Source organism: Pseudoalteromonas maricaloris (assembly GCF_024746855.1).
Taxonomy (GTDB): Bacteria; Pseudomonadota; Gammaproteobacteria; order Enterobacterales; family Alteromonadaceae; genus Pseudoalteromonas; species Pseudoalteromonas maricaloris.
The window spans coordinates 1,212,285-1,232,928 of record NZ_CP024625.1 but is presented as its reverse complement, the minus strand read 5'-3'; the positions used below and the strand labels follow the sequence as shown (position 1 = coordinate 1,232,928).

Genomic DNA, 20,644 nt, shown 5'->3' with positions numbered 1-20,644 from the left:
AAAAATCAAACAGCAAAGGTCAACAGGCCCTAGTCTTGAATTAAGTTAAGCTAGGCTTCAATTCGGCTATTATGCGGGTTCATATCCTAAGTTAGGACCAAGCCAACGCTCCGCTTCTTCTAGCGACATCGCTTGACGCGCTGCATAATCTTCTACTTGGTCTCTTTGAATACTCGCAACGGCAAAGTACTTAGAATCTGGATGTGAGAAATACCAACCCGACACTGCCGCTCCCGGCCACATGGCGTATGAGCTAGTCAGCTTCATACCAATACGGTTTTCGACATCTAACAGCTGCCAAATTTTTTGTTTTTCGGTGTGTTCAGGGCACGCAGGATACCCTGGCGCTGGACGGATCCCTTGATAGTTTTCACGGATAAGCTCTTCGTTACTTAGCGCCTCATCCGCTGCAAATCCCCAGTGCACTTTACGCACTTGTTCATGCAAGTATTCAGCAAATGCCTCAGCTAAGCGATCTGCGACCGCTTTAATCATGATCTTGTTGTAGTCATCTTGCTTAGTATCAAATGCATCTGCTAAGTCATCTTCTTCAAGACCACCAGTAACGGCAAATGCACCGAAATAATCAGGTGTGCCTTTAGGTGCAATATAATCCGACAAACAATAGTTAGGGAAGTCGGTTTTTTCGGTTTGCTGACGTAACTGACATGACGTAACCAAGACTTCGCTGCGCGACTCATCGGTATAAATTTCAATATCATCACCCACGCGGTTAGCAGGGAACAACCCAATTACACCCAGTGGCTGCAAAGTACCCTCTTGTTCTAACTGATCTAACATGGCATTGGCATCATGAAACAGTTTTTGCGCCTCTTCACCAACCACTTCGTCTTGTAGAATACGTGGATATTTACCGGCCAATGACCAGGTCATAAAAAATGGCGTCCAGTCGATATAATCGCGTAGCGTTTTAATGCTCACGTCTTTAAATTCAGTGATCCCCAACTTACTTGGGACCGGTGGCGTGTAGCTTTGCCAATCAAGTTTTACCGCATTATCGCGAGCTCGCGCCAAGGTAACCGGTTTTGAGCGTGGCTTTTTACGCGCTTGCTGCTCTCGTACTTTGACGTATTCATCCGCGGTTTTTGCCAAAAATTCAGGCTTTTGTGTTTTACTTAACAGGCTAGATACCACACCAACCGCACGACTGGCGTTATTGACGTAAATCACACCTTTATCATACTGAGGTTCAATTTTAACTGCGGTATGGGCTTTCGATGTGGTAGCACCACCAATAAGCAATGGAATATCAAAGCCTCGGCGTGTCATTTCTTTAGCGACATGCACCATTTCATCAAGGGAAGGCGTAATAAGGCCAGACAAGCCAATGACATCAGCATTTTCATCAATGGCCGTTTGCAGAATTTTCTCTGCCGGCACCATCACACCCAAGTCCACAACTTCGTAGTTATTACATTGCAGTACCACGCCCACAATGTTTTTGCCAATGTCGTGTACATCGCCCTTAACCGTGGCCATGATCACTTTACCGTTACTAGAGCCTTCTTCTTTTTCGGCCTCAATGTAAGGGTCAAGATAGGCAACCGCGCGCTTCATCACTCGAGCAGATTTTACCACTTGAGGCAGGAACATTTTGCCCGCACCAAACAAGTCGCCAACCACGTTCATGCCATCCATCAGAGGCCCTTCAATCACTTGAATTGGCTTATCAAACTGTTGGCGACAGGCCTCGGTATCCTCGTCGATAAACTCGGTGATCCCTTTAACTAAGGCGTGCTCCAAGCGTTTTTCAACTGGCCAAGAACGCCACTCTAAATCTTCCTGTTTTTCGGCTTGCGCCATGCCCGAGTATTTAGGCGCGATTTCAACCAATCGCTCGCCAGCACCGGCGTCGGTATTGAGGATCACATCCTCAACGGCATCACGGAGCTCTTTTGGAATATCGTCATACACGGCTAACTGACCCGCATTGACGATCCCCATATCCATGCCCGCTTTAATCGCATGGTAAAGAAACACAGAGTGGATCGCTTCACGCACCGGGTTGTTACCACGAAAAGAGAAAGAGACGTTCGATACGCCCCCTGACACTTTACAGTGCGGCAGGTTTTGTTTAATTCTGCGCGTGCCCTCGATAAATTCTACGGCGTAGTTATCGTGCTCTTCGATACCCGTAGCGACCGCGAAAATATTCGGATCAAAAATAATGTCTTCTGGCGGAAACCCAAGCTCGTCAACTAAGATTTTGTAAGAGCGCTGACAGATCTCAAACTTTCGTTCTGCGGTTTCCGCTTGACCAACTTCATCAAATGCCATCACCACCACAGCAGCACCAAAGCGCTTGATGATTTTGGCTTGGTGGATAAATGGTGCCTCACCCTCTTTTAAGGAGATTGAGTTTACAATGGCTTTACCTTGAATACATTTTAGGCCCGCTTCAATGACTTCCCATTTAGAAGAGTCGACCATGATGGGGACTTTAGAAATATCCGGCTCTGACGCTATCAGATTAAGAAACTTCACCATCGCAGCTTTTGAGTCCAACATGGCTTCATCCATGTTGATATCGATCACTTGCGCGCCGCTTTCAACCTGCTCTCTGGCAACATCCAGCGCGATTTCGTAATCTTCTTCTAAAATTAAGCGCTTAAATTTTGCCGATCCCGTTACATTGGTACGTTCACCGACATTGGTAAATACTGCTGTTTGTGTCATGGTGAATTCCTAATTTAAGTTACAGGCTTCAAGACCTGCCAAACGCATCCGCACTTCGATGTTAGGCAAGCTACGCGGCTGGGTTTGCTCAAGGCCTCTCGCGAAGGCGCGAATATGTTCAGGCGTGGTGCCACAGCAACCGCCAACAATATTGATAAACCCTTCGTTACCCCAATCAATAATCTCTTTTGCCATGTCGTCGGCTTCTAGGTCGTATTCACCAAACTCGTTAGGAAGCCCTGCGTTTGGATGCACAGAGGTAAAGGTCTCACAAACCCGTGACAGCTCTTCTACATATTGTCTTAATAAGTCTGGGCCTAGCGCGCAGTTGAGGCCGATAGAGATTGGCTTAATATGGCGAATGGAGTTATAAAACGCCTCGGTGGTTTGCCCTGATAGCGTGCGACCGGAAGCGTCGGTGATCGTGCCCGAGATCATAACAGGCAGAGTGACGCCCGCTTGCTCGAAGGCTTCTTCTACGCCGTAAGAAGCGGCTTTGGCGTTGAGCGTATCAAAAATAGTTTCAATTAAAATAAGATGAGCACCACCCTCGATAAGAGCAAGCGTTGATTCAACATAGGCTGCAACCAATTTGTCAAAAGTAATATTGCGAAAACCAGGGTCGTTTACATCTGGAGAAATTGAACAGGTTTTTGACGTTGGACCAAGCACACCAGCCACATAGCGAGGTTTGCTAGGATCTTTGGCGGTAAATTCATCACATACCGCACGTGCAAGCTTCGCCGATTCAAGATTAATCTCACGGCTTAGGCTTGCCATATCATAATCTTCCATCGAGATGGTGGTAGCATTAAAAGTATTGGTTTCAATGATATCCGCGCCAGCAGCTAGATAATCGCGATGGATCTGTTTGATTATCTCAGGCTGCGTCAAACTTAACAGATCGTTGTTGCCTTTGATAAGGACATGCCAATCTTTAAAGCGCTCACCACGATAGTCTTCTTCTTCTAATTTGTGCTTTTGGATCATGGTTCCCATTGCACCATCTAAGATCAGAATACGTTGCTGCATCGCTTGCTTAAGCTGCTCTGCTATTTGCTCACCGTTTACGGCTACATTACTCGGCATAATTGTTAGTCCTTACATCTTGGCTAACTAAGTTAATATCATAAGGTGTGGTTTGGTAAACATAGTAGTTTAACCAATTTGAGAATAACAAGAATGCATGGCTTTGCCATGTCTTAGATGGACGTTTGCTGGTGTCATTCTCAGGGAAATAGTTCTCAGGTTGCGGTGCGTTGGCCATTTTTTCACAATCGCGAAGATATTCTTTTTGTAGCGTATCGGCGTCGTATTCAGGGTGACCGGTAATATATACTTGGCTACCTGAGTGATTTTTAATTAAGTAAGCGCCTACTTTTTCAGAACCCGCTAACACCACTAGGTCTTTACACCCGTTAATTTTATCGATGTCGATGTGGCCATAGCGTGAGTGTGGCACCAAAAACTCATCATCAAAACCGCGAGTGAGCGCCCCGTGGTCAAAATAACAGTGGTGCTTAAATACGCCACACAGTTTGTCATTTTTGAGTGCTCGCTTTAACCCATAATGGTGATACAAACCGGCATGTGCGGCCCAACAAGAAAACAGGGTTGAAGTAACATGGTGCTCAGCCCAATCAAAAAACGCCTGTAATTCCCGCCAATACACCACATCGACATATTCAAGATGCGCCAGCGGCGCACCGGTGACTATCAAAGCATCATAGTTTTGATCTTTCACATCCGAAAAATAGCGGTAAAACATATCTAGATGTTGCTCTGAGTTTTCAGAGCTACGGTGGGTGTCCAGTCGCAACAAATCAACATTCACCTGCAAAGGGGTATTTGCCAGTAATCGGATAAATTGCACCTCAGTCTCCACCTTATTCGGCATCAAGTTTAATATCGCGAGCCGCATTGGGCGGATCTCTTGCGTTGATGCACGACTTTGTGGCATCACGAACACATTTTCATGACGCAATTGGGCAATGGCTGGGAGTTCGTCGGTGACGGTGATTGGCATGCGCTGCTCCAGACTAATCGAATGGCATTATTATGGACAAAAACTGGAAAATTTCAACCTCTAGATGTATGGACGTCTAAACATTTGTAATAATAATTTGATGTCTCACCTCTCACTGATTATTTCAATTTATGTATACTTGCCACCATATAAATAAACACAAGAAACTTGATATTTATGATTGGTATTGGCGAAGCGGCAGCGATTGCGGCGGCTGGGGTATGGGCTGGCTCAACCATACTGTATAAACGATTTAGCCATCACCTTAGTCCATTTGAGTTGAACGTTAGCAAAGGCGTCATCGCTTCTGCTTTGATGATCTTGTGTTTGATCATCGCAGGTGATGCTATGTACCCGACCTTACTCTCGAGCTGGGGCTGGCTGATAGCCAGTGGGGTACTGGGCATAGCAATTGGTGACAGCGCCTACTTTGCCGCACTTAGAAATATAGGTCCTGCTCGCACTTTGGTTATTGAAAGTCTTGCACCTGCCATCGCGGGGATCTTAAACATTGTACTTCTTGGTGTTTATCTCAGCGCATCCGCTTGGATCGGCATTGCAGTGACGACTGTTGGCGTGATGCTAGCGATTAAGCCAAGTAGAAGCCAGCCAGTGCTAGACAAAAAACATTATCTCTTGGGAGTCTGCTTTGCACTCACGGCTGCCATTTGCCAAGCGGCGGGTATGGTACTTTCCAAAGGTGCGCTAAATAACGAAAGCATTAGTAGTTTGTGGGCGGCACTTATCCGCTTGGGATCCGGCACCCTATTTGTGGCCTTTATTGTTGTTTGTTTGCGATCACAAAGCCTGTTTAAAGCACTCACACTTAAACAAATCGACGGTAAAAACTGGTTATTCGTTGCAGTGTTTTTTGGTACCTTTATTGGGCTGTGGCTACAGTTGATTTCCGTTAATCATACTGATCCCGCTATCGCACAAACCATCTTTGCAACGGCACCGCTCATGGTCATGACGATTGGGCTACTGCGCAGAGAAGCTATTACTAAGTCTATGATGTTTGGAGGCCTAATTGCTTTGGCTGGGGTATTTTTATTGCTAAAAGGATAGCCAATATACACACTTAATATGTGTGCATATTGGCCTCCATCTAATGCGTTGTCTGCAACCGCCTGACCGTATCAAGTGTAGTCTGGTCATACTGATAAATTTAAACATTTGGTGCTAACCAGTTGTGAAATCCAAAAAAGTAGTCGACCTGAGATTTATTAAAGGCAGACACGACTTTTTGTTACCACTATATTAATATGTAAAAACAATGTATCCAGACTAATATTTATGCCTTTGCTTGCTTTGCTTTTAGCTTTACTGCTCGTTGTGTTACCGGCGCATGGTTCAGAATGCCCAAGTGCCAATAATGCTAACCTCACAAGCCAAATTTTGTCTTGTAAGCAACATCTTGAAACGCTTGAACCCAACGGAGCTCAAGCTTTTGATGCACACCTTGAGCTTGCTAGCTTGTATCGTCGAGCGGGTGACATAAAGCTCAGCAATCAAATTCTGGATGAGTTGATAGCATGGAAGTTAACCACACTCCAACGCTTTCAGGCGTTAAGACAAAGTGGTATTAATCGTTACCGCCAGCGCAATTATATTCAAGCGCTGGAGAGCTTCCACGAAGCGCAAACGCTTGCGGCTAAGTTGCAACAAAACGAACTCCTGGGTAAATCGGCAAACGATTTAGCTAATGCTTATCAGGCACTAGGAGATTTAGACACTGCCCTTACTTTATTTTTAGAAAGCTACCAAATAGCGAAAGCAACAAATGACCTGCAGAGGCAAGCGATCACGCTTAACAATTTAGGGAATGTATCGAGGGATATTAATCAGTTGGATGATGCCATTCTATCGTTTCGTCAAGCCCATGCGCTCCACCAGCAAGCGGGCGACCAGGTCAAAGCGAACCACACCTTGCTAAGCATCGCGGAAGTCTTCTACAAAAAGCGCGACTACAACAAAGCAACTGAAATCATTGAAGATTTACTTCAACCTTTGACACAAAGCGGCGCCTATACCCAATTGTCTCGAGCCTATTTATTATTGGCCGAAATTGCCATTGCTCAAAACCATATCACTCAGGCACAACAGCAACTCGATTCATTCAAACGTACTCGGCAACTAATTCAACACGGTAAAGTTGATCAGCGAGCTCTGCTTATTGAAGCCAAACTCAAGCAGCTTGAGGGCGAAAACCTAACTGCACAAACGTTACTTAAACAGGGGCTTGAAGCACATAATCAGCAAAATAGTCAGCTTACGGAGTTATTTTACATTGCCTTATTGCAGTCCCAACTACAAACACACGCTTATAAAGAAGCGGTAGAGACCGCACAGCGTTATAATGACTTGCTTAAAAGTAGTCGTGTGCAGAGTGAAAATCTTTATCAATTTCGCCTTCAAAGCGCTAACGTCTTGGCCACGCCTAAGCACCAAACAGAGACAAGTATTTTGTCTCATGTACTCGTCGGGTTTATCGCATTTGTAGTGGGTGTGCTGTTTACTTACTGCATTATTCACTATACCGCCCGTACCAGCACTCATGGATTGCACAGTAAACATACGAGCATTGACGAACAGGCCGCTAGACAATTGATGGTTGAGGTAATGACACTCACTTTGACGCTTTGGGAACAAAGTAGTGGCAAAACCCGTGTCGAATTAGCGGAAGAAAGCAAAGTATGGAAAGTGAATATCGATGATGGTCGCTTACGAGTGCGTACTCTTGAACGCTATCTTAATATCAAAACGCTGCCCAAAAAGCCGCGTATTCGAAATATTGTTACCACGGCACAATATGTACTCACTCAATGCCAAGACGCTAATTTCGATACTGCACCTCTTTGTGAAAAAGTTGCACAACTGGAGCAAATCTTAGCGTGCTCCAACGCTACTTGATGTCTACAACAAAGGGGCGTTCGCCCCTTCTGGTATTAACAGGCCCTAGTTAACCGTGGCGGTCTCACATAAATAACATGCTAAGGTCACGCCCATACCGGCCTCATACTCTTGGTGATGACGGTCTCCTTTAAATTCAAAAGGCCCTTCAAAGCGTGGATACACTGCCATATCAGGCTTTAAGCTATTACTAAAGCCTTTCATATTTTGATGTAGAGATTGACACATTTTATTACCCATATCATAAGCAAGCCGCCAATCATCAAACTGGCCACAATCTAGTTGTGGTGTAATGCGACCAGAAATACTCTGCTTAGGACTGGTACAAACGTTACTTCCTTCACTGTGTAAATATTTAAAGGTTCCAGCAGTTAATGTCATTTTACCTAGCAGAATCGTTTGCCGCTTTGGACATTTCGCCCCATCAGCAACTTCGAGCTGCGCTATCATTTCTGGGCTATGGGCTTGTACAAAGCTCGCAATCAAAGTTGCTCCCAATACTATTACTCGTCTCATAACTGTCTCCTTATTGGTTATGACACCGTTATTCGATTGCGAATGTACTCACGCTGAGACTCCAATAACGGCGATAGCAAAATCCTGCCTCAAGCGAATATTGATTGCAGCAAAAGTTACGGGGCAATTGGGTAAATTCGGGTAAAAATATAAGCAGACCTTTGATATTTAAGTTTTTATTTACCACAGCTTGATATCAAAACTTACCTAACCCAAGGCGTCCGTTTAATATCAAAGGTTTTACCCAAGTTGACCCTAGCTGGCCCTACAACCTCCTATTCAATCGCTGAAAAAGTTTCCAACATCACAAGGCAAGTTAACAATGCATGAGGCATGTTGACTCAGCACAACGATGAAGGAATAGAAAAATGAAACAGAGAAATTTCACCCCAAAATTAGTCAGCCTAGTTACCAGCACGTTGTTACTGGGTAGTATTTCGCTACAAGCCGCAGAAGAATATGGAGAAATGGCTCCCTCTCAAGTAAGCCCAGAAGCGTGGCAAGCCATTTCAAACTGGTCTCAAGACCGTGTTTCCTTGCTTGAATATATCTCCGACAACGACGAAGAATATGAATTAGACCGCTACGTCGATAGCTTGATCCGCGACTATCGAGATGGCGAGATGCTAAGCCAAGCAAAAGCTATCGATCAAAACGTGTTATCAGCATGGGAAAATGCTTTTACCGAGCAAGCGCCTGAAGATAACTTTTTCTTTACTCGATATCTTATTCAATTTAAACCGACGGTATTCGAAAAATGGACACAACAGCAAAAAGTGCCAACGCTCAGCCAACATTTAGAGCTAAATGCACCGCAGCTATACAGCACTTGGCACAAGGAGTACGCAGCTCCTAAACGTAAAGGGCTCTCGGTACTTGAATACGATAGGACGCTACCGTCAGATATTCTTGCCGAATTAAAAGAATTGCTGACTAAAAAACCCATCTTCGGACCTAAGTCACAATGCTCATGTCAGATGGTGACCCCTTCAACCAGCACAGGCCAAGTGGTAACTAACTACCCATCAACCCAAACGCCTTGGAGCACATCCACCAGCGATGGTAGTGGTTTTTCTAAGCACCATGCTTATGTCAATACCTCAGCCTACGGCGCCTTTCACTCAGCTAAGGGGAAACGTTGGTCAAAAAATAAAGCACTCAGTTTCGACAACACCTCAGCCCATAACTCGACAGAGTTCCACGTCAAAATGTTGTGTGCAGACACTGGGGGATTTGCATGTAATCAAAGTAATGCCTGTTCGGGCAATTTAGAAGTCAGAGGCACTTATTCAGCTCGCTACCATGTAACCGGGCAAGCTAAAAAAATCTGGTCAAAAGGTACCAACTCACATGCAACTGACGGCGCAAAATTTGCGGTCGATTTGCCAGGAGCGGCACCTGAAGTCATCTTGTTTAATAAAGCCGGTGGCGCAGCCATGGGATACAACACCACATGGAATTTAAACTCCACCATTGGAGTCGTCAAAGCGGCACTTGGCATTACTTCAGCCATCGTCAATGGCAACCCTGGCAGCTTGCTGGACGGTCAATTGGCCGATGCGCTTATCACCAACTTGGCAGGCATGATCACGCGTTCGGGTAATCAAGCCAGTGTTACCACCACAATGCGCGCGCGCTTTGATTCGTCCGATGTCAGTCCTTTTCTGTTGCAACCCAATGAAGTGTATCACTTTACCCTTGATTCAAAAGGTCGGGTGCAAGCCAGAGGCTACGGTGGTTATTCGGACAGTCATTACGAATATGGTAGCTCAGGCGCGGTGATGTATGCGGCAAATCACTTTACCTGTGGCAGCAATGTCAATGCTCCAGCACCAACAGGGTTATGGTTCTATTCGTCACAATCCGGTCCTGATAGCGACGCGTCGTTACGTAGTGACGTTGAAAACTGGCTCTCTGTCCAACTCAACAAACCCGTTAATGCGGGCCAACGCCAAGGCATCATTCACTAGGTTTTTGTTAAGGGTGGCTATGCGCTGCCCTACTCCAATAAGGAAAGATTATGAATAAGTTCATCGCCACCACGCTTACCTGCTGGGCTTTGTCTTTAAGCGTTAACGCCTCAGCAGAGTCAGAGCACTACGACACATCAACCCTACCGCTATTATTTCACGCTGGTCAACAAGGTTATCAAGCCCTTTCACCTTGGTATTCTTTTCAATATCAGGACCAAAGGATCACCTTACAAACATGCGCAGAAGATGCCTGCAAACAAACGCTGCAATTTCCCCAATTAGAGCAAACCGCACCATTCAATAGCGAGACGTATGAGCCCAGCTATCAAGGTGAAGCTGGAAACATGAAAAAGTTAGAGAGTTACTCTCAACTCCAGCTCGGTTATCTAAAAGAAAACAGACTCTATGCCAGCGGCAATCAACGGCGCTTACTGTTCACGTTACAACTCGCGTCGGGTAAAGCTGAGTTACCCTTTGTGTTTAATGATAACTATGACGAATCTCTGACAAAAGACAAGTCATCCCTTACTCGAAGTTCCCCCTCCTGCGCCAAAGCCTGTAATACCACTTGGCAAGCATTTAGCGTGGATAAATCTGGCCAATATAGTCCGGCTATTTTTGTTCGAGATGAAACCGGAAATTGGCTTATTCAAAGTACTCGCGACGCCATTCGCATTGAACTTACCACCTTAATCGGACAATATCAGCCGCCGGCGCTGCGCCATCACCACAATGACACCACACAGTCTAGCTATTCATTGAATGACGATAGTTTAATTGTTACTCGCCAAGCTGATAGCGTATCTCGCCACACCCTTAATCAAACTCAGGTTGTTGGCCTAAGTGATAAGCATTGGTTGCTGCTTCAAAATACCGACCTCACCCTCACGGATACCCGCTCAAATATACAAGCCAAGCGTCCAATCGCACAACTTGAGCTATCACGCTTACTAGCAAGCTATCTTGATAACGATCGCTTATATCTATTGGGATTATCACCAAGAGACGCTGTGATTATACCATCGCAGCAAACGATTATGACGCAGTATCCAAAGCTTCATGAAGACGCCCTCGTTGCCACCTCTCTACTAGAACTAGATTTAGGGCTACAGGTTATTTCGGCCACAACGGTATTTATTCCTGACACCGAGTTTGCTGATATTCGCATTACTCGCAATGCGTGGGGAATATTGGTTAGCTCCGGCGAAGTTTCGGCACGTTCAACAACACATGCGTATGAAAGCAACCAATCGGCATCTGCAATGTCTGGCTGCCCGATGATAGCCAGTGGTTATGGTTATGGCTTGCTATGCTGGAAGGCATTAAATAACCCAACACTCACCTATACTCCCAATGCCGCAAGCACAATGATCCCAACGACGGTAGTTGACAACACAACGCCAAATCTAATGAATCAATTAGAAAACAATCAATATGGGATTATTTTTAAAAGTGGGGCAACGCCAACCGATCCGGGTGGAGTGTGGACTCATCCAGATAATGTTGCCACCAGTAAGGAAGATTTAGGATTGGCAGTGGCCATGTACCATTATCGCTGGGGTTCACCTGTCGCGGCAAATATCGTCTACCCATCAGGAAGCCCCGCACATCCTGTGATGTTTAGAAAGGTTGAGTATCAAGCGGCGAATAGCAGTAATTTGCCACATAATGTTTGTAATCATTTTGCTGCCAGCTCAGGTTATCCTGAGTATCAGGCGGCTGATGCTTGTATGACACAGCCAGGTTTTGGCCTATTTAGCCTCGAAGATCTTACCTTCGACCGTTGGCAAGGGGGGAATTATTATCCGAATCAAACAGTCAGCGGGCAGGATAATTCTTGGTTTCCTTGGTATACCAACTTTGTTGGCGATCCACCGGTAACAGAAATCTTTGAGCAGGCCTCGAGTGCTGAAATGCTTGCACGGCTGCAATTTAACCTAGCGCAGTTTGGTAAAATCAACCAAGACACTTATGTTAACGGCACACGTTTTAGCCAAGACACAGTCACCGGCTTCTACCGCTGCAGCCACCAATAATCAGCTAAGAATAAGGATATTCGTATTCGAGACTCGCAAATTGTTAACAATGCATTAAACTTCATTCAACTGTTCAAAAAGGAATGAAGTCATGCGCATCATCATCGCCATTGCGACGCTCAATTTAATTGCTTGTAGCAGCACGTTTGCAGTCCAACAAGCGAATACCAAAGTATTAGGCGCTTACTCAATGTTCGCGCCTTCCACTACTGAAGCCCCAAATATCTACGCGCGCGTCGTTGTTGACGGCGTGCTCAGCGACGCCAATCAATGCCCAAGCTTGCTCTTTGGTAAAAAATCCATGCCGATGCAGTTGCGAGCAATGCGTCCAGACCAAACACACTTTCCGGTTTCAGTATGTGAAGCAAAAATCTCCCCAAACACGGTTTATACCGTCAGTGGTAGCCAGTTCTCGTTAGCGCCTGTGACATTCGATCCGAATAAAATTGCGGTTTTTGGCGATACCGGCTGCAAATCATCAGTTTGCGAAAACAACTCTGCCGCCGAGCCGTTTAAAACCCTCGCAGAGCAAGGGGCAAAGCAACAACCACAATTGTTGCTCCATATGGGGGATTTCAACTATCGAGGCACGGGTGGTGCGATTTCTGGTGATACCTATGCTTATGACGCAGGCGATGGTGGATATGGTGGTACTAGCTGCGGTCTCAACGATACCTACTACAGTCAAAACGCGTTAAATAGCCCAAGACCAGATACATGGAGCAACTGGCAAACCGACTTTTTTGCCGCAACAACGGATCTTTCAGCAACCGCACCATGGATTTTTGCACGAGGCAATCATGAACTTTGTAGCCGCGCAGGAATTGGCTGGTTTTACTTTTTTGGCCCGGGAGCCAACCTTCCTGATGCCATTGAGCAAAAGCAATGTCCTGCACAGGGGGATTATAATCAACCGCCACAATCTGCAAGTGCCCATATCATTGTGCAAAACTCCTATACCATCAACTTAAAACCGCTCAGTGTGTGGGTAATGGATAGCGCCAATGCCTGTGATGCCAGTGCAGACAATGGCCTAACAAAAGTCTACCAACAGCAATATCAACGACTTAATGTCAGAAGCGAACTACTCAAAGCCAAACCCATGTGGATTATGAGCCACAGACCCATCTGGGGCGTTGAAGACCCGACAACCAAAGACACACTAAACGTGATGTTGCAAACCGCGCTGAAGAACACCAGACAAGGTAAATTGCCTGAACACGTAACTTTATCACTCGCAGGACACATGCATATTTATCAGTCTTCAACCTTTGCCGCCAGTACCGCTCGTCCTCCGCAAATTGTTGTCGGTAATAGCGGTGTCAGCCTTAGTGATACCAACGCCTTTAGCGAATTTGATTATGCACTTGATAGCCAAAACGCAATCGTTAATGAGCAAGGTAAGTTCGGCTTTTTATCAATTAAGCTTGGCAAAGATGGCGCGTGGCAAGGGGAGTTTTTGGATGAAAGTGGTGCCGCTTTTCTAACCTGCGGCAGCGAAACTATAGATAAACAAGCGGTATGCCGCGCGAAGTAAGCGCGACTTTTACATCCTAATCACTGACAACTTGAGTTGCTCGCCTTTTATCATCGTGTTTTTGATACCTGGCGAGTAACACCACGGTAGCAGCAGCGACCACTGCAACCCCAAATCCAAGATCCACGGTAAGGTGTTCAACGACCCAGCCGGTCAACGCAGCCCCACCTGCGATCCCTACACCAAGCCCAGTAATTAGCCAAGTTAAGGCTTCAGTGAGTAAGTGTTTTGGTACGCTTTGCTCAACCAGACCCATGGCAATGATCATGGTTGGAGCAAACGCGAGTCCCGAAATAAACATCACTACTGCCAGACCATAAACGTGGTTAACACTGAGTAATAGCACGCTCGCGATCAATGTGAACATCGCAAAACGTACAAGCAGTACTGGCATAGACAGACGCCACTTAATGGCCCCAAATCCAAACCCAGCGATACAAGAACCAAGCGCGTACATCGACAATACTAAACTGGCCGCAATTGGCATCCCTTGCAGCTGAGCAAAAGCGATACTTAATACATCGATAGCACCAACTATTACACCGAGCGCCAATAACACCAAACTAAGCAACTTAACCGTGGAGTTAGCCAGTGCGGAAGTTCGGGTCTGATTTTCACTTTGTTCTATTTTTGGCTCAGTGTCCTTTTGCGACACCAACCAGATACTGCCTATCACAAACAAAATAACCGCTAGCAACGGACCGGCTTGAGGAAAGAGCAAGCTGCTCAATGCAATCGCAAGTGGAGGTCCTATCACAAAGGTAATTTCATCCAGTACCGACTCAAAAGAATATGCCGTATTAAGTAAGCCTTGATCTGATTGTATCGCGCTCCACCTGGCCCGAACTAAAGCCGGAACACTTGGCATAATGCCCGCACACATGGCTAAAACATAGAGACTCCAAAGTGGCGCTTGCAAGTGGCTTAGGAGCAACAATGCCAGCGCAGATATTGCACTAAACAAAACCGCAGGGATCACAACCTTGCGTTGCCCTACCCTATCAATCAGTCGCGACAACTGCGGCGCAGCAAATGCCATGGTGAAGGTAAATAGCGCAGCAATGGAACCTGCAATCCAATATGAGTCATAGAGTTGCGAAAGCATGGTGATTAACCCAATCGCCATCATAGAGAGCGGCATACGAGCAATAAAACCAGCACAGCTAAAATGCTTAGTTCCTTTTGTCTTAAAAATTTCGGAGTAAGGATTATTCATTGATCTCTCCTTGAGATTATTTTCACATACAGTATGTATGTGAAAATAATTGACATACACACTGTATGTCAATTATAAATTGCGTAGTTTTTTAATAAGGATCGCAAAATGACAACAAGAAGCAGCATGATGGAGAAAACCCGCAGCGAGCTATTGGCCCAAGCCAGAGTGCTTTTTGCAAGTAAAGGATTTGCAGGGACGGCATTAGAAGAGCTAACAGCGGACGTAGGACTCACTCGAGGAGCGCTGTATCATCACTTTGGCAACAAAAAAGGGTTGTTTTACGCGGTAGTACAGCAATTAGATAGTGAAATGGATCTCCGGCTCCGTGATATTGAACGTAGTGAAACCTCACCTCAGCAAGCGCTTTTGAAACGTGCAGAAACTTACTTGGATATGGCTACGGAGCCCGAGATACAACGTATTATATTACGTGATGCGCAGTCGGTATTAGAGCCTGAACAACTCGAAAAGGCAGCGTCAGGGTGTGTGGCATCAATCACGCAGTTACTAAGTGCAATCGCACCGCAACAGAGTCCTCAAGCGCATAAAACCAGCGCTCAATTTATCAATGGTGGATTAACGAGTCTCGCGCTTTGGATTGCAAATCATCAAGTACCCGAGCAAGCCGTAGATGATGCAAAACGTACCGCATACGAATTATTAAACCGTATTATGCCAGCTTAGATTTTACTTAATAAGAACATCACGCCCGAATCATTCGAACTGTTCTAGCGTATGCATAAGACTAAACGGATGCTGTAAAAAACTCGGCTTGGTAGGTTCTATTGCGAACACTTTCTGGTAGCTGGTTAAACTCCAACTCCGTTTCAACATAATCGAAATAAACGCTGGAGCTTACCGTGTTTAGCGCATTCACGAACCTTAAGACTCCTGACTGCTTTTGCACCGCTAAATTCGCGGCAACAAGTCTGGCGAATTCGCCATATTCTTCGGCTTCACATTCCCTTTTTTGGTGAATATAAAAATAAGATAAAACGATACCTCGCTGCTGCGAGGTAATATTAAGACTGCGCAATTGCTCTTCTGTAATAGCACGCTCACTTTCGCATGCCGCTTTTCTATCACCCAGTTGTGTTACGCTATTTAACAGCTCACTAAGCAGCGTCTTTTGAACTGGTTCAAGTTGTTCGACTGGATATTCAATAGTCGGCGTAAGATCTACTGACATTGATTCAGCGTTCGCTTGTTGTGCGAATACAAGTCCAAACAATATCGAAATGAATAACTGGCGATTCATCAATTATTCCTTCTATCGTTCGAATCCGTAGATCTGCTCTATGCTTTTAAGATAATTAAAGTTGATCTGAAGAAAACCCGCCTTTAGTGTGGCCTTTTTTACCGTCTCAGGTAAGGCATTAAACCTCGCTTCAGCTTCAATAAAGTGTGCATAGCGAGAAGAAGACGCAGCATTGATGGCCTCTAAAAAGGTGAAATCACTATGCTGCCCTTTCGCTGCATGATTTACGACAAGTAACTTTGAAAATTCACTAAACTCTGCTGATTCGCACTGATTTTTGTTAAGACCGTCAAAGTAATGAAGAACTAAGGGGTAGTGCTTCATATTGATTTTTAGCGGGCTCAATTGCGACTTGTTCAACACATTATCCACGTTCTCACATTCCTTGCGCTTACTCTGTAATCGGTTATAGCTCTCTATAAGCGCTGACATTGCCCGTCGTTCAAAAACTTCTATTCCAAAATTGTCCAGTAGCGTGTTGAGTTCGCTGGGCTGCACAGGTGGCTTGTTAAGTATCTCTTGATAATCAGGTGTAGCAGCCACTGTGCTCACATTTAGCAATAAGCCCGCGACTAAGAATGCTGAGGATAAATTCACTGTAAAATTCCTTTTCAATCATATTATTATAGTTTCTGCAGCATACAGGCCCTGCAGAGGCATGGCCTGCAGCACTGGTTTATTCCATCACACTGTCAAGCGTAGCAAATAAATTGAAGTTCTTGTTTAAGTAGTCAGCGTTAAGAGCTGTTTCTCGAACTTGTTTCGGTAAGAGATTAAACTCGGCTTTAAACTCCCTAAAATCACCATAAAGGCGAGATGATAAAATGTTCATAGAATTTATTAGCTCAACACTTTTTGGCTCTTTTTGAACAACCAAATTGACCGCAAGTAATCTCAAAAAGTGCTCATACGCTGCTCGCTCACACCGACTTTTGTTTACACTATCGACGTAAAATAACACTGTTACGTAATGTGTTTTGTCAATGCTCAATGCATCCATTTGTTTTACTGTAAGTGTGTTGTCGACAGCTCGACAGCTCATTCTTCTTTTATGTAGCGAGTTATAGCTTGATAATAACTCCATCATCGTCGCGTGCTCACTCGACTTTAAATCAAACTCACTCTGTAAAGAAGTAAACTCTGATTCGCTTAGCGGTAGCTTGTTATACAATTCAGTGTAAGTCATTGAAGTTTTGGCATTAACAATACCCATAGCAGCGACTGATAGTAGCGCTATTACTAAATGCTTTATTAAGCTTCGTGTCCTTTTGATGTCACTTTCCAAAACTCCCTCCTGTTAATGACCGATCTTCAAAATATAGTCGCCGCAATGATAAACTATGTATTTTTGGCGCTAGAGCAACACCATTCATCTCGGTTTACGCTAAGTCGCCTTACACGAGGTTATTTTACGAAACGCTACAACAACTTATTCGTGAAACCCAAACAGTATCAAAACGAATAAACGAGATTTCACCACAGACACCTTTAATCACTTAGATGTCAAAACTGGCAATAAGCTTTCAACATAATTAAAGTTGTTTTTTAGAAAATCAGCTTTCAGCGCAGCCTCTTTCACGGGTTGGGGTAAGGTATTGAATGTTTCATCGGCTTCCATGAACTCCTTGTAACTGAGAGAAGGTACTAGGCTCATTAACTTTAGCCTATCGAAGCGTCTTTCATCTTTTAACATTACATAACTGACAGCAAACCTCCGTGAAAAATCACTAAACTCCGCAGATTCACACTGATATTTGTTTAAGTAGTTAAAATAACTGAGTACAGGAAGATAGTAGTCTACCTCAATGTTGAGCGTGCTAAATTGCGAGTTGTTTAGAACAGTCGTAACCTTGTTGCATTCTTCACGTTTGCTGCGCAGTCGGCGATTGCTTTCATCTAGCTCGGCCATAACCTGCAGCGCAAGAGCTTGCCTATCAACGTCACTCTGTATCGTGGGGAATTCACCAGTCAGCGGTTGTAGTTGACTAATCACATATTGATTGTTGGGTGCGGCTGAGGCTGTACTTATATTTACCAATAAGCCAACGACCAGCAGTAATGGGGATAAACTCATTATAAATTCCTTTTAAATGATGTGTTGTAAGCATATACAACTTGCAATAAATAGACAATGAACAACAGCGTGGCCTATCAGCCACGCTTAGTTAGTTTACAGTCTGCTAAAAATCATAGCTAAAACTTAAGCTGTAATTTCTCGGCGCACCATAGCGATACTGATCAAAGAAGCCAATTTGGCTGTAGTACTTTTCATCGAAGAGGTTTTCTACGTTGAGTTGTAGCGCCATATTGTCTGCGAGTGCGTAGTTTGCCATCAAGCTAACCAATGCATAGGCATCTTGCTCTAGCCTATCGTTGCCCGTTACTGAATAAGTGTCATCCTGCCAGTTCACGCCACCACCAATCGTCAACTCAGGTAAAGCATTCACAAATTGGTAAGTCGTATACAACTTAAATTGCTTTCTTGGGTTATCCGTATTTACTTCAACGCCATTGGCATCTTCTGCTTTGAATTGTGAATAACCCAAATGCACATCAAAACCGTCAGTTAACTGACCCACCACTTCAAATTCGAAGCCTTTACTGGTTGTGCCTTCAGCAGCATATTGCGCGACTGTATTTACCGAACCCGGAACTATGTATCCAACATCATCTTGAGCTAAATTATCTTGTTCGATTTGGAAAATCGCCAGTGTTGTTTGCAGCATGTCGTCTAGATAGGTGCTTTTTAGCCCCACTTCGTATGATTTTCCTTTGATTGGATCAAGGAAATCACCATTACGGTCTTGGGCATTTTGCGGCTGGAATATTTCAGTGTAACTTGCATACACTCGCTGCGTTGTCGACAAGTCGTACAAGGCACCAGCGTAAGGTATAAATACGCCATTGTCGCCAAAATCAGTGATGACGCCATAGCTTTCGCCTTCGCGCTCCCAGCTCGACAACCGACCACCCGCTATTACTTTAAGTTCATCGCTAAGATTTAGCCTTGTTGCGGCGTAAAACCCTTTTTGCTCGGTATCCATATCTTGAGCAACTGAGGTTTCTGTGCCCCACGTCGGCTCAGGGAAATTGCCGTCCCACTCGTAAAAATTGCCAACTGGCAAAAAGGCATTATCGAGCGCAGCGAAAGTGAGTGTATCGGCACTTTGCTCACTGTAAAGCGCGCCAGTTACGAAATCATGCTCACGACCGGCGAGTTGATAAAAACCTTTAAGCTGGATATCAAAGCTGTCTTGGTTACTTTCACCTGTACTTTTATAAGGCCAAGAAGCTAAGCCCTCACCCGTTGTTTTATCCAACGTGCCGAATAAATACAGCAGCTCTGTATCTTGCTCGTATTTCAGCTTGTTGTAATTGGCAACCAGTTCCCAGCCATTTGCAAAGTTGTGACTAAAGTTCACAAAAGCATTGGTGCCAGTAGTTTGCCACTCTGTCCAATTTGCAGCCGTGGTTTTTTCGACTTCCCAGTCTGTTTTACTTCCATCGGTAAAGAAAGTAGGTAGTGCCCCCCAAGTTGGACTGGTAGGATCGTTACGCTGATAGCTAGCACCAACGCGGATCGTCGAATGCGTGCTTAAATCCGCTTCTAGTACCCCATAAAGCACGGTACTTTCGTCAGAAAAGAGATCTAAATACGAGTCACCTTCTTCATACTTCGCCACCACACGTCCACGCACACTGCCATCGTTAGTTAATCCATTGGCAATGTCTACCATCACTTCTTTATTGTTCCAGCTCCCCAAAGAGACACTAGCAGACCCTTTGAGGTCGGTGCTATTTGCATGTTTGCGTACTAGGTTAATAGAAGCTGAAGGATCGCCCGCGCCGGTTAATAACCCCGTTGCACCACGCACAAACTCCACGCGCTCATATATCGCAACATCCGCGATGGTTTCACCTGAATCCCCCGCCAAACTCCATGACAAAGGAACGCCGTCAATTTGATAATTGGTAATGTCAAAGCCACGTGACTGCAACGTATTACGAACATTATCAACTTCTTTCGCTGACACCCCAATCGCATTTAATACGGTGTCGGTCAACGTATCGAGCTTTTGCTCTTTGATCCGTGCAGCGGTAATAACGCTAACAGATTGCGGCGTCTCAAGAAGAGATAACCCTAAGCCAGTTGCGGTGTCTATCACTTCATTGACGGTGTATTTTCCCGTCACAACTATTTTTTCAATTTCTTCATTATCTTGCTGTGCTGCTTGCACCTGTAATGCTGACGTGCCGAGCGCTGCCATAACAGCAAATGAGAGCGTTTTGAGAGGCAGAGTGTTCACTGGGTTCATCCTAATATTGTAAAAATTGAAACGATAATAATGCAGATGATAACCATTAGCAATAACATTAAGATGAATTACAACCAGTTTCGAACCCGATTTAAGGAACGTTCCCAAAAACAGTAACTAACTAATTTAAAACAATTTTCCCATAAAGGAAAC

The 20,644-nt window shown here is 44.9% G+C and carries 16 protein-coding genes; 6 read left to right on the top strand and 10 right to left on the bottom strand.

The window, feature by feature from the left end:
- Nucleotides 1–69: 69 nt before the first annotated feature.
- The 3 genes from metH to CTT31_RS05300 are packed head-to-tail and all read right to left on the bottom strand — an operon-like array spanning nucleotide 70 to nucleotide 4,723.
- The gene (gene metH / locus CTT31_RS05310) at nucleotides 70–2,697 is read right to left on the bottom strand and encodes a methionine synthase (protein WP_260492145.1); all 2,628 of its coding nucleotides are present in this window, start codon (nucleotides 2,695–2,697) and stop codon (nucleotides 70–72) included.
- Nucleotides 2,698–2,706: 9 nt separating this feature from the next.
- Complete coding sequence (locus CTT31_RS05305; protein WP_211859485.1) at nucleotides 2,707–3,786, bottom strand: homocysteine S-methyltransferase family protein; 1,080 nt, start codon at nucleotides 3,784–3,786, stop codon at nucleotides 2,707–2,709.
- Nucleotides 3,776–4,723: a homoserine O-succinyltransferase gene (locus tag CTT31_RS05300; protein ID WP_211859484.1), complete on the bottom strand. Its 948-nt coding sequence runs from the start codon at nucleotides 4,721–4,723 to the stop codon at nucleotides 3,776–3,778. The genes CTT31_RS05305 and CTT31_RS05300 overlap by 11 nt, the downstream gene beginning before the upstream one ends.
- Before the next feature lie 177 nt (nucleotides 4,724–4,900).
- Between CTT31_RS05300 and CTT31_RS05295 the strand changes: the two genes are divergently transcribed.
- Entirely contained in the window at nucleotides 4,901–5,791 is an 891-nt protein-coding gene (locus CTT31_RS05295; protein ID WP_211859483.1) for a DMT family transporter, read from the top strand.
- Nucleotides 5,792–6,019: 228 nt separating this feature from the next.
- The gene (locus CTT31_RS05290) at nucleotides 6,020–7,636 is read left to right on the top strand and encodes a soluble NSF attachment family protein (RefSeq protein ID WP_260492144.1); all 1,617 of its coding nucleotides are present in this window, start codon (nucleotides 6,020–6,022) and stop codon (nucleotides 7,634–7,636) included.
- A gap of 45 nt (nucleotides 7,637–7,681) precedes the next feature.
- Here CTT31_RS05290 and CTT31_RS05285 read toward each other — a convergent pair whose 3' ends face one another.
- Nucleotides 7,682–8,152, bottom strand: coding sequence for a hypothetical protein (locus tag CTT31_RS05285; RefSeq protein ID WP_039491112.1), 471 nt, complete (start codon nucleotides 8,150–8,152; stop codon nucleotides 7,682–7,684).
- A gap of 368 nt (nucleotides 8,153–8,520) precedes the next feature.
- Here CTT31_RS05285 and CTT31_RS05280 point away from each other — a divergent pair, with 368 nt between their 5' ends.
- The 3 genes from CTT31_RS05280 to CTT31_RS05270 all read left to right on the top strand — a co-directional run bounded on the left by CTT31_RS05280 (nucleotide 8,521) and on the right by CTT31_RS05270 (nucleotide 13,698).
- Nucleotides 8,521–10,122 (top strand): hypothetical protein, encoded by a 1,602-nt coding sequence (locus CTT31_RS05280; RefSeq protein ID WP_069022702.1) that lies wholly within the window; start codon nucleotides 8,521–8,523, stop codon nucleotides 10,120–10,122.
- 50 nt (nucleotides 10,123–10,172) lie between these two features.
- Nucleotides 10,173–12,161 (top strand): hypothetical protein, encoded by a 1,989-nt coding sequence (locus tag CTT31_RS05275; RefSeq protein WP_260492143.1) that lies wholly within the window; start codon nucleotides 10,173–10,175, stop codon nucleotides 12,159–12,161.
- A gap of 91 nt (nucleotides 12,162–12,252) precedes the next feature.
- Nucleotides 12,253–13,698, top strand: coding sequence for a metallophosphoesterase (locus CTT31_RS05270; protein WP_260492142.1), 1,446 nt, complete (start codon nucleotides 12,253–12,255; stop codon nucleotides 13,696–13,698).
- A gap of 16 nt (nucleotides 13,699–13,714) precedes the next feature.
- On the opposite strand, the gene CTT31_RS05265 is transcribed toward CTT31_RS05270, so the two are convergent.
- A complete protein-coding gene (locus CTT31_RS05265) occupies nucleotides 13,715–14,914 on the bottom strand; it encodes an MFS transporter (RefSeq protein WP_260492141.1) in 1,200 nt (399 codons plus the stop codon).
- 108 nt (nucleotides 14,915–15,022) lie between these two features.
- On the opposite strand from CTT31_RS05265, the gene CTT31_RS05260 reads away from it, so the two are divergent.
- Nucleotides 15,023–15,601: a TetR/AcrR family transcriptional regulator gene (locus tag CTT31_RS05260; protein WP_260492140.1), complete on the top strand. Its 579-nt coding sequence runs from the start codon at nucleotides 15,023–15,025 to the stop codon at nucleotides 15,599–15,601.
- Between the two features lie 61 nt (nucleotides 15,602–15,662).
- Here CTT31_RS05260 and CTT31_RS05255 read toward each other — a convergent pair whose 3' ends face one another.
- The 5 genes from CTT31_RS05255 to CTT31_RS05235 all read right to left on the bottom strand — a co-directional run bounded on the left by CTT31_RS05255 (nucleotide 15,663) and on the right by CTT31_RS05235 (nucleotide 20,491).
- Nucleotides 15,663–16,175: a hypothetical protein gene (locus tag CTT31_RS05255; protein ID WP_260492139.1), complete on the bottom strand. Its 513-nt coding sequence runs from the start codon at nucleotides 16,173–16,175 to the stop codon at nucleotides 15,663–15,665.
- 12 nt (nucleotides 16,176–16,187) lie between these two features.
- Nucleotides 16,188–16,772, bottom strand: a complete 585-nt coding sequence (locus tag CTT31_RS05250; protein WP_260492138.1) for a hypothetical protein — start codon at nucleotides 16,770–16,772, stop codon at nucleotides 16,188–16,190.
- A 79-nt stretch (nucleotides 16,773–16,851) separates the two neighbouring features.
- Nucleotides 16,852–17,460 carry a hypothetical protein gene (locus CTT31_RS05245; protein WP_260492137.1) on the bottom strand — a complete coding sequence of 203 codons (609 nt, stop codon included), beginning with the start codon at nucleotides 17,458–17,460 and terminating at the stop codon, nucleotides 16,852–16,854.
- Nucleotides 17,461–17,667: 207 nt separating this feature from the next.
- Nucleotides 17,668–18,249 carry a hypothetical protein gene (locus CTT31_RS05240; protein WP_260492136.1) on the bottom strand — a complete coding sequence of 194 codons (582 nt, stop codon included), beginning with the start codon at nucleotides 18,247–18,249 and terminating at the stop codon, nucleotides 17,668–17,670.
- Between the two features lie 106 nt (nucleotides 18,250–18,355).
- Nucleotides 18,356–20,491, bottom strand: a complete 2,136-nt coding sequence (locus tag CTT31_RS05235) for a TonB-dependent siderophore receptor (RefSeq protein WP_370649632.1) — start codon at nucleotides 20,489–20,491, stop codon at nucleotides 18,356–18,358.
- Nucleotides 20,492–20,644 lie beyond the last annotated feature (153 nt).